The 13,905-nt window shown below is 43.9% G+C and carries 11 protein-coding genes; 7 read left to right on the top strand and 4 right to left on the bottom strand.

What is annotated here, in order from left to right:
• Nucleotides 1-15: 15 nt before the first annotated feature.
• The gene (locus tag R8O70_RS14905) at nt 16-546 is read left to right on the top strand and encodes a 3'-5' exonuclease (RefSeq protein WP_033905248.1); all 531 of its coding nucleotides are present in this window, start codon (nt 16-18) and stop codon (nt 544-546) included.
• A 241-nt stretch (nt 547-787) separates the two neighbouring features.
• Here the strand turns inward: R8O70_RS14905 and R8O70_RS14910 are convergent, their stop codons facing one another.
• The 3 genes from R8O70_RS14910 to R8O70_RS14920 form a co-directional block, all read right to left on the bottom strand.
• Entirely contained in the window at nt 788-1,228 is a 441-nt protein-coding gene (locus R8O70_RS14910) for a TerB family tellurite resistance protein (RefSeq protein WP_017820644.1), read from the bottom strand.
• A 189-nt stretch (nt 1,229-1,417) separates the two neighbouring features.
• Nucleotides 1,418-3,358 (bottom strand): alkaline phosphatase D family protein, encoded by a 1,941-nt coding sequence (locus R8O70_RS14915; RefSeq protein WP_213962565.1) that lies wholly within the window; start codon nt 3,356-3,358, stop codon nt 1,418-1,420.
• A 9-nt stretch (nt 3,359-3,367) separates the two neighbouring features.
• A complete protein-coding gene (locus R8O70_RS14920) occupies nt 3,368-3,718 on the bottom strand; it encodes a hypothetical protein (protein WP_017634942.1) in 351 nt (116 codons plus the stop codon).
• Nucleotides 3,719-3,953: 235 nt separating this feature from the next.
• On the opposite strand from R8O70_RS14920, the gene R8O70_RS14925 reads away from it, so the two are divergent.
• Together R8O70_RS14925 and R8O70_RS14930 are read left to right on the top strand one after the other, a co-directional pair.
• Nucleotides 3,954-5,258, top strand: coding sequence for a MipA/OmpV family protein (locus R8O70_RS14925; RefSeq protein WP_318184232.1), 1,305 nt, complete (start codon nt 3,954-3,956; stop codon nt 5,256-5,258).
• Nucleotides 5,259-5,422: 164 nt separating this feature from the next.
• Nucleotides 5,423-5,710 (top strand): hypothetical protein, encoded by a 288-nt coding sequence (locus R8O70_RS14930; protein ID WP_258624306.1) that lies wholly within the window; start codon nt 5,423-5,425, stop codon nt 5,708-5,710.
• A gap of 93 nt (nt 5,711-5,803) precedes the next feature.
• Here the strand turns inward: R8O70_RS14930 and R8O70_RS14935 are convergent, their stop codons facing one another.
• The gene (locus R8O70_RS14935; protein ID WP_017820648.1) at nt 5,804-6,388 is read right to left on the bottom strand and encodes an FMN-dependent NADH-azoreductase; all 585 of its coding nucleotides are present in this window, start codon (nt 6,386-6,388) and stop codon (nt 5,804-5,806) included.
• 185 nt (nt 6,389-6,573) lie between these two features.
• Between R8O70_RS14935 and hrpA the strand changes: the two genes are divergently transcribed.
• The 4 genes from hrpA (at nt 6,574) to R8O70_RS14955 (ending at nt 13,880) form a co-directional block, all read left to right on the top strand.
• Nucleotides 6,574-10,560, top strand: a complete 3,987-nt coding sequence (gene hrpA, locus R8O70_RS14940) for an ATP-dependent RNA helicase HrpA (RefSeq protein WP_258645989.1) — start codon at nt 6,574-6,576, stop codon at nt 10,558-10,560.
• A gap of 182 nt (nt 10,561-10,742) precedes the next feature.
• Nucleotides 10,743-11,222 carry an outer membrane beta-barrel protein gene (locus R8O70_RS14945; protein WP_021033871.1) on the top strand — a complete coding sequence of 160 codons (480 nt, stop codon included), beginning with the start codon at nt 10,743-10,745 and terminating at the stop codon, nt 11,220-11,222.
• Between the two features lie 199 nt (nt 11,223-11,421).
• A complete protein-coding gene (locus R8O70_RS14950; RefSeq protein ID WP_005377661.1) occupies nt 11,422-11,937 on the top strand; it encodes an outer membrane beta-barrel protein in 516 nt (171 codons plus the stop codon).
• A 362-nt stretch (nt 11,938-12,299) separates the two neighbouring features.
• The gene (locus R8O70_RS14955) at nt 12,300-13,880 is read left to right on the top strand and encodes a BCCT family transporter (RefSeq protein WP_005377659.1); all 1,581 of its coding nucleotides are present in this window, start codon (nt 12,300-12,302) and stop codon (nt 13,878-13,880) included.
• Nucleotides 13,881-13,905 lie beyond the last annotated feature (25 nt).

The raw sequence follows: 13,905 nt of genomic DNA on the forward strand, positions 1-13,905 counted from the left end.
GAACCAAGGCAAACTATGAACCATAACCGTATTGTATGCTTCGATTTAGAAATGTGTTGCTGGAACGAAAATGGCGTCGGCAGCACGGGTGAAATTATCGAAGTGGGGTTAGCTGAAATAGATTTGTCTAAAGGTGAGATAGTCAAGCGTGCTCAATACTACGTGAAACCAGAACACGATGAAGTGTCTCTGTTTTGCGCTGAGTTAACGGGCATCACACCACGTAAGATTGAAAAACAAGGACGCCCACTAGAAGAAGTGCTTAAATCCATGGTTAAGAACTTCGGTGGTCGCAACAAAATCTTTGCATCTTGGGGGCGAGATGACCTCATTCTTCTAGAAGAGTGTAAGCAAAAAGGTATTGAAGCACCGTTCACAGAGTTCATCAACTTAGCGACACTCTACCGTATTCAAAATCGTCTTAAAGATAGACGTATAGGCCATCGAGCCGCTCAAGAAGCAAAAGGAATAGACTGGGAAGGGCGTCAACACTCTGGCTATGTAGATGCATACAACTTAGCTAAGCTTGCTTTGACCATGTTTTAGTTATTCGAACCTAGCTAGCTTGTAATTAAATAATCATCCAACCATTGTTGTTTTGTCATGCAGTCTGTTTAGTGTGGAAAGAGCTAAACACATACCTTGACCAGTATTTTAATAACAATGTCGTTGGCTTATTGAAAAACGCGCAGAGTGCGCGTTTTTTTATGGCTATAGAAGCGATATCTGTTGTCATTCTAGGGGTAGCTTAGAGTTAGCCAGCGACTTATATACTCATCTCGTCACTTTACTGAGACTGTAACTTCGCTCGAATGAACTCGCTGTGATCAACATAGAGTAGCTCTGCTGTTTTACGGATCACCGCGTCTTCTAGCGGGTCAATTTCGCCGTCTGCGTAAGCGACTTCCCACATGCTTTTGATTAAGTTGTAACGAGTTTCTTGAGTCAGTTCTCTTAGTTGAGAGGTAAAGTCGTACAGCGAAGCGGAATCTTTTATTTTCTGTTGCGCTTGCTCTAACAAAGTATTTGATTCTTCTTCATTTAACGAAAGCAGTTTCATCAATAAAGAGCGCTTTGTTTCTTGTTCTCTATCATCGACACTATGGTCTGCGCCAGAAACTTCACAAAGCAAACACGCGATAGCCATGTTAGGGGAAAGTGTGTTGGTTTGGCTTAAATCAGAGCCATCAATGAGTTGTTTAAATAATGATGTGAGAGAATTAAACATAATGAACACCGAGCTATTGTTTATTTGGTTAACATGGTAATAAATACGGAAGATCTCAAGGTGCGATACCAAATTTAGCACGCCGTTGACATTTAAGAACGGCCACTTTCTCCCCAAAAAACCTAAACTCCTGAGTTAGTTCAAGGTGACTTGCCTCTTACAAAGGGCAAGTCATTTTGGGATTGATACTCAGCTTTCAGCACGTGTCGGTGGAAAATGAACTTCGTCACCATCACTCGTCAGAATACTAATTTGACTTGGTTTGCCTTCATCATCAAGGCGTAGCTCACCAATGGCACTATGGTTAACCAAGCGATAAAAGTTGTGCGTACTTGGTGCGCGTTTGTAAATCTTGAGTCGTTTACGTTTTGTGAACCAGTTTAAAGGTGAGCGAGGGCTGTATAGCAGTCTATCTAGGCCATCACAAATATTGAGCAGTTGTGTAGGGAACTGATTTTTAATTCCACTACAGGTGATTTGATAGATATTCGGACTGTTTTTTCGATAGCGGAGCTTAATATCGTATGCAAAAGAGTAGTGCACGTCGCCAGAGAGAATAACAAAGTTAGTTGGTGTCTTTGTGTGTGTGAAAATACTAATAAGAGTATTCGCACTTCCGGGGTGAGCCATCCAGTTTTCAGCATCAACCATCAATGGTTTACCAAGCATGGTCACCACACGTTGTAGTGCTTCGATAAATTTCACACCAAACATTGGCGCGGCAGAAACAATAACAACCTTGTCTTGATGCACGAGCTCCTGATGGAACTCAATCATCGCTTCCCAGTCCATTAAGCCAGAAGGTTTGTTCATTTTAGACTCAGAACGCCAGCGTCTGGTTCGTGTATCTAGCACGACAACTTTTGGTGTCGTAGGAATGGTGTAGTGCCAATTCTCAAAGCGATACAAATATTGAATAAATGCATCTTGGGTTTGCGAGGTTCGCTCATCGATAAAGCGTTGAGCGAGGCTCATAAATTCATCATTGAATTTTTCTGGCGCATTTCCCCAGCCTTGGCAAAGCCAGTAAGCAATCAAGCTATTACCGATAATGCGTTTTGCAAACGTGTTGCTGTATGCGGCTTGTTCCCAGCCTATGGTGAGATTCCAATCGTCGGTGACATCGTGATCATCAAAAATCATATAGGTTGGAATGTGAGCGAGTAAGCGTTGAACCTTGTCCAGACCTACGACGAATTTATCAATTTGTTTTTTTTCTTCGCGCCATTGCTGCTGCCATTTGGGTTCAAGAACTTCTCCGCCGACAGTAAATTCGTTTTCTAATAAACGATCCGTTCGAACAAGCTTCCACAAGGTCGGAGACCAAACCAATAAGTACATTGCAAAGCACTCAGCAAAGCTTATTAGGTGATTCTCACACTCTTTGGCGCTGAATATTGGTGTCCCTCGGTGTGGAAAAAACTTACTTAGTAAACTGTCATCACTCACATAATGAGGCAACAATTTATCTCGACCATAATAGCAAGCAGGGTGTTGGTAGAGGTCATTGGTATTTTTTATCGGAGCTTGATCGAATTCTTCGCCTGGCAAACCCAATAAAGCTATGACTTGCTCAATGGCATCGAGAGTGGGGCCTGCAACATGGTCTGCATAGATTTGATCACCACTCATGATGAGCATATCCGGTCTTTCTTCAATGGATTGAGACGCGATTTTATGATCCGCAGCGACCAACGTATCATCACTGAAGTGATGGGGATTACGGCAAGAGCCATGTAGGAGATAATCCGCTTTTTCACTAACGAGGAACTCAATACCCAAGTTTGGCGTATTATCTCGCTCATAAGTTAGGTGAGGGAGCAGTTCCGTCACTAAGCCATATTGCGTTTTTATTTGATAGCGTAACGCTTGATGGGTTGGAAACTCGCCTTCTAATTTAAGCAAGCAACACCACGCATTGAGGCCGATTTGAAGCTGTTCTTTTTGTTCACTTAAAGGGGCTTGATAAAGGATGGAGGCATTTTCATCCGTAATTTGCACCATACCCTCCAAGCGTTGGGTGGTGACTAGCCAAATATTGATTTCAGTTGCGGTCACTTTGCGTAGGATCGGACCTGCAACGACAAGAGGAAGTGAAGAAATTTCAGTCGTGTTCATCAATGCTGGCAAAACGGCTCCTTATGTGTCAGCTTCTTCTTCTAATATTTCGATAACTTGCGAGCTACTAAGTTCATGTCCCATAAGGAACAAACCAAGCATCGCATCGGCTTTTGACGCGTTATTACTGTCTTCATCCAAAATTTGCTGAAGCCGAGTTCTAATTAGGTCGATTTCGTGTTCGACGAAGCCACGCCCTTCTTCGTCACCTTGACCATCTTCTGGTGCATTATCAAAGTGCAAAAACAACATGTCACCATCGAGTTGAGTCCCTATCAACCTCTCTGGCAGCCATGCTTCTCCCATCACAATGTCTGGGTCTGTATCTGCGGGTAAATGATTCAAGGTAGAGATGAGTTCTGATGCTTTCACTTTTTACTTCATTATGTTTGATTTAGAACTAAGCTAGAGTTTAAGCGCTTGTTGTGATGGTAAAATATTCGCAAACAAGCTCACCTAGTCGTGCAATATTAATATGATCTTGGGACTCAAACTGTCACGAGGATGACAACATTTGCCATTGTAACGGCTATCATCAGCAGAACATAAGCTTTTAATGGCAAATCATTGATGTTTGCCTGCTTCTCAACCAACATTTTTCGAACTCATGAAGAGATTAATTCTAACAACACTCGCTTTACCTTTAGCTGCGGCAGTTTCTTCTGCGCATGGTTCAGAAGAACAAACGTGGGGGATTGCTGCGAAGTATCGCACAGCATCGATTCCGTTTTATACCGCCGATAATGACTCTACGGTGAGTACATTTGTACCAATGATGTTCTTTGAAAACCAACATGTGTATATCAATGGCATTGAAGGTGGCGCTTTTTTGTATAACGAGAGTGATTCCGACTGGCGCGCGAGCGCACTCATGCGATTGAGATTTGTCGATATTCCCATGTCGCTACAAAATGCTAATGAAGGGGACAGAGTCGATTTCGGTGGGCAAGTGCGTTATAGCATTAACGACAATTGGCGCGCAGAAGTAGAGTTGATGGCGGACGACGAACTCCAGTTTCACTCTAATTACCGCCTTGCTGCCAATTATGTATTTGGGGATTGGGAATTAGAGCCATCGATTACGATTCGATACAAAGACGCTGATTTCAATAGTGAATATTATTCCTTTAAGGATATTACTGGCGAGAGAATTGGAGCTGGGCTTGACACCAATCTTGGTATTAAAGCGCGTTACCATGTAACTTCAAATTTGTATTTATTGGGTGAGACGAGTGTTACTCGCTTAGATGATAACGCCTACAACAGTCAGCTTGTAGAAGATCGATATCAGGGAGAAGTGTTTGTCGGTTTTGGCTTTTTCAACGATAAAAGCAAAGCTCCGAAACCGACACTGAGCAATAAAGCATATCTACGTATTGCGCATGGTTGGGCGACGCCTTCGAACATCGGTGAAATATTTAGCTTTGAGAGAGAAAAAGACCCATACGACAATCAACTTACTTCATTGTTTTATGGGCATCCATTAACGGATGAGCTGTTTGGTTTTCCTCTTGATATTTATTTAACGCCAGGGTTGGTTCATCACTGGTCGTCCAGTGTTCAGTCTGCGAGCACAGAATACGTCATGGCGATTAAGGCTTATTATACGGTTAATTGGCCTACGACTTGGCGATTTGGTGTAGCGGAAGGTGTGTCATACATTGATAGCATTACCTATATTGAAGGCACAGAAATGGAAGACAAGGGTTATACACCAAGCAAGTTGCTCAACTACCTAGATTTCTCGTTTGATGTCAATGTAGGCGATCTCTTCAACCAAAAGAGCTGGAACAATATGTGGGTGGGCTATTCATTGCATCACCGCTCGGCGATTTTTGAAAGCGCTTCCCAGTTTGGGCGAATTAAAGGTGGGAGCAACTACAATACTATTTATTTCCAGTTCGAGTTTTAGCGCATCGCGAGATGCATATAGGTCGGATTTGCAACTGACTTATTTATCGCCCATTATGAGTAATGATGAATAATACTATGCTGCTTTCAACGAGAAATTTCGTATATCGTGCCAGAGTTAAGGCTGTTTGTGATGCATCTGATGAATCGGATGGCATAAGCACCATGAGTATCGACTCCTCATTCAATCTTCAAATTGAAGCGATAAATTGTACCAACGCTGAATTTGCCAAACGCTTTTTTGCCATTCACGGAGAAGGGCACTTGGAGGGCGATGAATGGTTGGTGTTGTACGTCAACTCTCTTGACGTTAAGGCGGGAGACAATATAGAAATCCGTAGCGATGTCGCGTTTAATGCGATGATCGAGAACATGATATGCGAAGCTGAGCGGTCTTTAGAAAAAGTCTACCTCGATGCAATACGTAACTTGGAGAAAGTGAATCGTTTTTGACGATGTAAGAGACCCTATAAATACGATCAAGGCATCAGGATCCAAAAAGGGATGGCGCGAACCAATCCCTTTTGTATTCTGGGTTATTCTAACTTACGCCATTGTTGCAAGTTGGCTTTGCGCTTCTGAAATGCCTTTTGCAGCTGCATCTTCACCCATGTTTAGAGCTTCTGCGTAAACAAATTCTACATCAGTGATTCCTACAAAACCCAGTACAGTGCGTAGGTATGGCGTAACGTTGTCAGTTGGTGAATCTTTATGAATACCACCACGAGTCGTTACTACAATCGCCTTTTTACCTTCAATCAAACCTTGAACGCCGTTTTCTGTGTATTTGAATGTCACGCCTGCACGAGCAATCAAATCAATCCAGTTTTTAAGCTGAGTCGGGATGGTGAAGTTGTACATTGGAGCGGCAATAACCAAAGTGTCTGCGGCCTTTACTTCTTCAATAAGGGTGTCAGACAAGTCGACCACCGCTTGCTGTTCTTGTGAAAGATCTTCCGTAGCGCGCAGTGCAGTCGCAACGGCGAAGTCCAAAACAGGTAGAGGGTTTGCAGCCAAATCACGAACAGTAAGCTTGTCTTGGTCTACATTTTTGATGAAGTTTTCAACCAATTTGTTTGATTGAGAGTAATCGCCAAGGATGCTTGATTTTAGAGCTAGTACACGAGACATAATGGTTATTCCTTAAATAAGTGCTTTCGACTATGGGAGCCATTATAAGCAACGTAAGTGAGTTCAAAAGCCTAGCGATTCGCTGAACATGTTCGAAAAAATTGAATGAGCTTTCGGTTATCTTGTTACAGATCTTGTGTGATACAATCCGCGCAGTTTTTGTAATGAAAAGAATAGGAAACGCTTTGACTTCGTCACAGCCCCCAAAAAAGAATCTAGCTGAAGAGCAAGTGACACCGTCAAATGGTGCGCAAAAAGCGACAGCGAAACAAGCTCAAACACCTCAGGCTCAAGTGAATAGTGCTGCATCTCTGCGTAAAGCGCTGAATCAGTGCATGATGCGCGACCGTTTCCGCTTGAGTAAACGTATTTCTGGTGCAAGCAAAATTAAGAAGGACGCAGCGCGTAATGCTGTGTTCGACGAAATCGCATTAGACATCGCAAAATCCATGATGGTTGCAGAGCAGCGCAGCAACTACAAACCAACGATTGAATACCCAGAAATCCTGCCTGTAAGCCAAAAACGCGACGATATTGCGAAAGCGATCGAAGAAAACCAAGTGGTTATCGTCGCGGGTGAAACCGGTTCTGGTAAAACCACTCAGCTACCAAAAATCTGTGCTGAGCTTGGTCGCGGTAAATTTGGTCTGATTGGTCATACTCAGCCTCGTCGTCTTGCAGCGCGTTCGGTTGCTAACCGTATTGCCGAAGAGATGGAAACCAAGCTTGGTGAGTTTGTTGGTTACAAGGTTCGATTCAACGATCAGATCTCTGAAAATACCCAAATCAAATTGATGACGGACGGTATCTTGTTGGCTGAAATTCAGCATGACCGTTTCTTGAATCAATACGACACCATCATTATCGATGAAGCGCACGAGCGCAGCCTTAACATCGATTTCATCTTGGGTTACTTGAAAGAGTTGCTGCCACGTCGTCCTGATTTGAAAGTGATCATCACGTCGGCAACCATCGACCCAGAACGCTTCTCAAAACACTTCAACAATGCACCAATCATTGAAGTATCGGGTCGTACTTACCCAGTAGAAACACGTTACCGCCCACTAAGCGGTGATGACGACAATGATCGTGACCAGCTTGAAGGCATCTTCGAAGCGGTAGATGAACTGTGCGATGAAGGTTTAGGTGACATCCTGATTTTCATGAACGGTGAACGTGAAATCCGTGATACCGCAGATGCATTGTCCAAACGTAATCTGAAGAGCACGGAAATTGTGCCGCTTTACGCGCGTTTGTCGGCAGGTGAGCAGAATAAGATTTTCCAACCTCATACTGGTCGCCGAATTGTACTGGCAACCAACGTGGCAGAAACCTCGCTAACTGTTCCGGGCATTAAGTATGTTATCGACCCGGGTACGGCGCGTATCAGTCGATACAGTTACCGTACTAAGGTTCAGCGTCTTCCAATTGAGCCAGTTTCTCAGGCGAGTGCGAACCAGCGAAAAGGTCGTTGTGGTCGTGTGGAAGAGGGTATTTGTATTCGTCTGTACTCAGAGGAAGATTTTGAGTCACGCCCAGAGTTTACTGATCCTGAAATCCTACGTACCAATCTAGCGTCGGTTATCTTGCAAATGACGGCACTTGGTTTGGGTGATATTCAAGCGTTTCCGTTTGTGGAAGCACCGGATAAACGTAACATCCAAGACGGCGTGCGTTTGCTGGAAGAGCTTGGTGCGATTAACTCTGAGGTAAAAGATCCGAAAAAACGCCTGACTTCCATTGGTCGCCAATTAGCGCGTTTGCCAATCGATCCGCGCTTGGCGCGTATGGTATTGGAAGCGCCAAAATATGGTGCGCTTAAAGAAGTGATGATCATCGCAGCTGCCTTGTCGATTCAAGATCCACGCGAGCGTCCTTCCGACAAACAACAATCTTCAGACGATAAACATCGTCGCTTCTTCCATGAAGAGTCGGACTTCCTGACATTTGTGAATTTGTGGGAATACATCCAAAAGCAGCAAAAAGCCTTGTCTAGCAATCAGTTCCGCAAACAGTGTAAGCAAGACTATTTGAACTACTTGCGCGTTCGCGAGTGGCAAGATGTGTACTTCCAAATTCATCAGTCGATGCGTGAGATGGAGTTCAAGCTTAACGACGAGCCCGCTTCTTACCATGGCGTACACAGTGCCATTTTGGTTGGTTTGCTGTCGCACATCGGCATGAAAGACCAAGAAAAGAATGAATATCAAGGCGCTCGTAATGCTCGCTTTCATATCTTCCCAGCGTCGGGGTTATTCAAGAAACAACCTAAATGGATTATGTCAGCCGAGCTGGTGGAAACCTCAAAGCTTTGGGGTCGTATCATCGCAAAGATTCAACCAGAATGGATTGAGCCGTTAGCTAAACACCTTATTAAACGCAGTTACAGCGAACCACACTGGTCGAAGAAACGTGCGGCGGTGATGGCGCACGAGAAAGTCATGCTTTACGGCGTACCAATTGTACCGAAACGCTTGGTCAACTACGGCAGTATCGATTCGACCGTAAGTCGCGAAATCTTCATTCGTAGTGCATTGGTTGAGGGTGAATGGGAAACCAAACACGCGTTCTTTAAGCAAAACCGTAAGCTTCTGCAAGAAGTGGAAGAGCTTGAGCATAAATCTCGTCGTCGAGACATCTTAGTGGATGATGATGAGCTGTTTGATTTCTATGACCAACGTGTTGGTACTGAAGTCGTTTCTGGCAAACACTTCGATACGTGGTGGAAAAAGGCATCTAAAGAAAATCCGGAACTGCTGAACTTTGAAAAAGAGATGCTGTTCAAGGGTGATGCTAGCCATGTGACCGATTTGGATTACCCGAACTTCTGGCATCAAAATGGTTTGAAGCTCAAATTGAGTTACCAATTTGAACCAGGCGATGATAGTGATGGTGTCACAGTGCATTTGCCGTTGCCGATTTTAAACCAAGTTGAACCAGCGGGCTTTGACTGGCAGATCCCAGGTTTACGCCATGAGCTTGTGGTTAGCTTGATTAAATCGTTGCCAAAGACAATTCGTAAGAACTTTGTGCCTGCGCCGAACTATGCCGATGCATTCTTAGCGCGCGTTACGCCAATGGAAGCGCCGCTGTTAGATTCATTGGAGAAAGAGTTGCGACGCATGACGGGCGTAGAAGTGCTGCGTGAAGACTGGAACTTGGAACAAGTACCTGAGCACTTGAAAGTGACGTTCCGCGCGGTTGATCATCGAAATCGCAAACTGAAAGAACATAAAGACCTTCACGAATTGAAAGAGAGCTTGAAAGACAAAGTTCAAGAAACGCTTTCTAAAGTGGCGGATGACGATATTGAACAGCAAGGTCTGCATACGTGGAGCTTCGGTGAATTGCCGAAAGTGTATCAACAAAAACGTGGCGGCTACGATGTAAAAGCGTATCCGGCGCTTGTTGATACCAAAGACAGCGTTGAAATCAAACTCTACGAAACGGAGTACGAGCAGATAACGGCAATGCGTGCTGGTCAGCGTCGCCTAATTTTATTGAACGTACCGTCGCCAATTAAATATTTGCACGCCAACTTACCGAACAAATCGAAGCTGGGTCTGTACTTTAATCCATACGGCAAAGTGCTTGATCTGATAGATGACTGCATTGCCTGTGGTGTCGATAAGCTTATTGAAGAGCAGGGTGGTTTAGTTTGGGAGCCAGAGAAGTTCGAAGCGTTGAAAGAACACGTTCGTGCTGAATTGGGTGACACCGTTGTAGAGATTGCTCAACAGGTTGAGACTATTCTGACCACGGCGTTTAGCATCAATAAGAAGCTAAAAGGCAAGATCGACTTCACAATGGCGTTTGCTCTGTCCGATATCAAAGCACAAATTGAAGGCTTGATCTTCAAAGGCTTTGCAACGGAATGTGGCTGGAAACGCTTGCCGGATATTCTTCGCTACATGCGCGCGATAGAGCGTCGTATGGAGAAGTTGCCAATCGATCCAAACAAAGATCGTTTACATATGCTGAAGATTGAATCTGTGACTCAAGACTATAAAGAGTTGCTGAACAAGATCCCGAAAGGTGTGGCCATTCCTGAAAATGTAAAAGAAGTGCGTTGGATGATTGAAGAGCTTCGCGTGAGTTATTTTGCTCAACAATTAGGCACTCCTTATCCTGTTTCTGATAAACGAGTCAAAAACGCGATTGATGCTTGCTAATCAACCAGTAAAATAGTGTCAGATTTGTAATTATCGCTTAAGAAGTTGCTGGTACACTAATTGCTAGTAACTCAATAAGCATTATTTTTTAGTTCTGGGAGGCAATAGTTCGCCTCCCTTTATTTGTAGTACCAACGACTGAGTTATGCAGACGTGGGAATAATAAAGAGTAAAGGTAGATGATGAAAAAAACTCTATTAGCAGTGGCGCTACTTGGCGCATCTTCTGCGGCAATGGCGGATTCTTGGATTTACGGTGGTGCAACAGTAGGTCAGTCTGACTACAAAGGTGAGACGGACACATCATACTCTGTTCACGTTGGTACAGGCATTCTACCTATCATTGGTGTTGAAGCTGGTGTAACACAACACGGTGAGTTCAACGTAAATGGTCAAGACACTAAGCTAACTTCTTACTACGCAGCACTTAAGCCAAGCATCGACTTCGGTCCGCTACACGTGTACGCAAAAGGTGGTTTCCATCAGTGGGACAAAAAAGTGAAAGGCGGCAAAGACGATGACGATTTGGACCTAATGTACGGTGTGGGTGCTGAGTACTTCATTTTTGGCCCAATGTCTGTTGGTGCTAGCTACATGAACTACACTGCTGGTAAAGACGATATCAGCACGTTCTCTGTTAACGCAACACTACATTTCCTATAAGCGTCAAGCTTTCTAACACCATATGAAACACACCGGCTTTATGTCGGTGTTTTTTTGTCTGGAAGTCACAAAACAAAAGTTGAACATAAATTATTCACTTTTAGAGTCTTAAAATGCCTATGCTTTCCAATATATAGTGGCGATTAAATGCGCATATTTGCGTAATGTTTAGCTTAGGAATCGATCAGGAAGGGATAGTATGAAAAAAACACTCTCGTTATTCGCTCTAACGTTGTGCTCAACGTCAGCAATGGCTGACTCTTGGATTTACGCTGGTGGCCAAATTGGTCAGTCCGATATCGACAGCGAAAATGATACAACTTATGGTATTCATGTCGGTACTGGTATTTTGCCGTTCATTGGCATTGAAGCAGGCTACTTTAACCACGGCAAAGTGGATTTATCTTTGAGTGGCAGCAGGGGTAGTGCTGATTTTGATTCATTCTATTTAGCGGCGAAACCTAGTATCGACTTCGGCCCGTTACACGTTTACGCAAAAGGCGGCATCAATGCATTCAATGTTGATTATGACGGCGGACTGAGAAACTTAGACAAAGATGATGGCGTCTCTTACATGTATGGTGTTGGTGCCGAATACTTCTTGCTTGACAATGTGTCTGTGGGCGCGAGTTATCAAGCGTTTGGCGTGGATATTGAAGGCGATAGCGATACCGTTAGTAGCGTAACAGGGAACATCACCTTCCATTTCTTATAACGCTCGCTGGATGAAAGGTTTGCTGATTTGGTTTCGTCGTTAATTGTGAAACCAAATCAGCGCAGGTCTTCTCTATTTGCGCAGTGACTGGCTATGAACTTAAGTATTTCTTGTGTCTTTTCTAGTCTACAACCTACGACAAAATCAATCATTAGACCTCATAATTTTTGTGTTGATATTATTTCCCCTTCATCTGTCTCGAATTGAGCTTAAAATGCAATAAATCACGACTTTTTGCAAAAATATGTGATTGCTGCTAAAATTCGTCCCGCTTTAAAACTTTAGAGTTCAAATTAATGGAGGGCGGTATTGGAGTTCTTCTCACCTGAGGGGCGTTTCAAATTCACGTTAAATTTGTATTTATGGATAATGCATTTAAAAAATATAGTATTGATACAACCGATTATCAGGTTGGACAGGATAACGTTCAAAAGTGGGGATTCGATATACATAACCCGGTTTTTGGCATTAGTGCGGGGCTCGTTGTTTTCTGTCTGATTTCACTTCTTCTTGTTGAGCCAACCACTGCTCGAGACGTATTAAACGGTCTAAAAAACGGAATTATCGAACAGTTTGATGCGTTTTTTATGTGGTCGACAAACTTCTTCTTATTGTTCGCCGTTGCTCTTCTTTTTTCTCCGCTAGGTAAAATCCGCTTAGGAGGCAAAGAAGCAACGCCGGATCACTCAACCGTTTCTTGGTTGTCGATGCTTTTCGCCGCGGGTATGGGTATTGGTCTTCTGTTCTGGAGTGTGGCGGAGCCGACCGCGTACTTCACTGATTGGTGGGGAATGCCACTGAACGCAGTGCCATACACAGAAGAAGCGAAATCTCTCGCGATGGGTGCCACCATGTTCCACTGGGGTGTACATGGTTGGAGTATTTACGCACTCGTTGCACTAGCATTAGCGTTTTTTGCCTTTAACAAAGGTTTACCACTTTCATTGCGCGCGGCGTTCTATCCAATTTTTGGTGACCGTGCATGGGGCTGGTTAGGTCACGTTATTGATATCCTTGCCGTTTTGTCGACGCTATTTGGTCTTGCAACGTCGCTAGGTCTGGGTGCTCAGCAGGCGACCAGTGGTATTAATCATGTCTTTGGTCTAGAAGGCGGCATTGGTACACAAATGATTGTGATCACCTTCGTTACCTTTATCGCGGTGCTATCAGTGATTCGTGGTATTGATGGTGGTGTTAAGCTACTGAGTAACGTCAATATGGTGGTTGCGTTTGCGCTGCTTATTTTCATTACCTTCATCACGTTTGATACGGCGTGGAGCTCGCTACGCGACACAACAATGGCTTACATTGAAAATATTATTCCATTGAGTAACCCTCACGGTCGTGAAGATGAAACTTGGATGCACGGCTGGACGGTATTCTACTGGGCTTGGTGGGTATCTTGGTCACCGTTTGTTGGTATGTTTATCGCGCGTGTGTCTAAAGGTCGTACGGTTCGAGAATTCTTATTCGCAGTCATCGTTATTCCTACAGTTGTTACTTTGATTTGGATGTCTGTGTTTGGTGGTATCGCGCTTGACCAAGTGGTGAATAAAGTTGGTGAGCTAGGTGCAAATGGCCTAACTGATATTTCATTGACTCTGTTCCATGTTTACGATGCGCTTCCGTATAGCTCAGTGATTTCAATGCTTTCTATCGTGCTGATTCTGGTATTCTTTATTACATCGTCAGACTCTGGCTCGCTGGTTATCGATAGTATTACCGCCGGTGGTAAGATTGATGCACCAGTACCGCAACGCATTTTCTGGGCGTGTATTGAAGGTGCAATTGCAGCCGTAATGCTTTGGGTTGGTGGTAAAGAAGCCCTGCAAGCATTGCAATCAGGTGTTGTTGCAACAGGATTACCGTTTACTTTTGTTCTGCTGTTGATGTGCGTAAGTTTGGTGAAAGGGTTAAGAACAGAACTGCCAGCTTACAAATAAATACAACACGATCCATGATTGAGTT

The organism is Vibrio sp. 779(2023), assembly GCF_033344285.1.
In the GTDB taxonomy this organism is placed as follows: domain Bacteria; phylum Pseudomonadota; class Gammaproteobacteria; order Enterobacterales; family Vibrionaceae; genus Vibrio; species Vibrio alginolyticus.

What these genes read in the sequence shown, in the direction of transcription:
- R8O70_RS14905 (WP_033905248.1), top strand. Translation starts at nt 16, where the DNA reads ATGAACCATAACCGTATTGTATGCTTCGATTTAGAAATGTGTTGCTGG.
- R8O70_RS14910 (WP_017820644.1), bottom strand. Translation starts at nt 1,228, where the DNA reads ATGTTTAATTCTCTCACATCATTATTTAAACAACTCATTGATGGCTCT.
- R8O70_RS14925 (WP_318184232.1), top strand. Translation starts at nt 3,954, where the DNA reads ATGAAGAGATTAATTCTAACAACACTCGCTTTACCTTTAGCTGCGGCA.
- R8O70_RS14930 (WP_258624306.1), top strand. Translation starts at nt 5,423, where the DNA reads ATGAGTATCGACTCCTCATTCAATCTTCAAATTGAAGCGATAAATTGT.
- R8O70_RS14935 (WP_017820648.1), bottom strand. Translation starts at nt 6,388, where the DNA reads ATGTCTCGTGTACTAGCTCTAAAATCAAGCATCCTTGGCGATTACTCT.
- R8O70_RS14945 (WP_021033871.1), top strand. Translation starts at nt 10,743, where the DNA reads ATGAAAAAAACTCTATTAGCAGTGGCGCTACTTGGCGCATCTTCTGCG.
- R8O70_RS14950 (WP_005377661.1), top strand. Translation starts at nt 11,422, where the DNA reads ATGAAAAAAACACTCTCGTTATTCGCTCTAACGTTGTGCTCAACGTCA.
- R8O70_RS14955 (WP_005377659.1), top strand. Translation starts at nt 12,300, where the DNA reads ATGGATAATGCATTTAAAAAATATAGTATTGATACAACCGATTATCAG.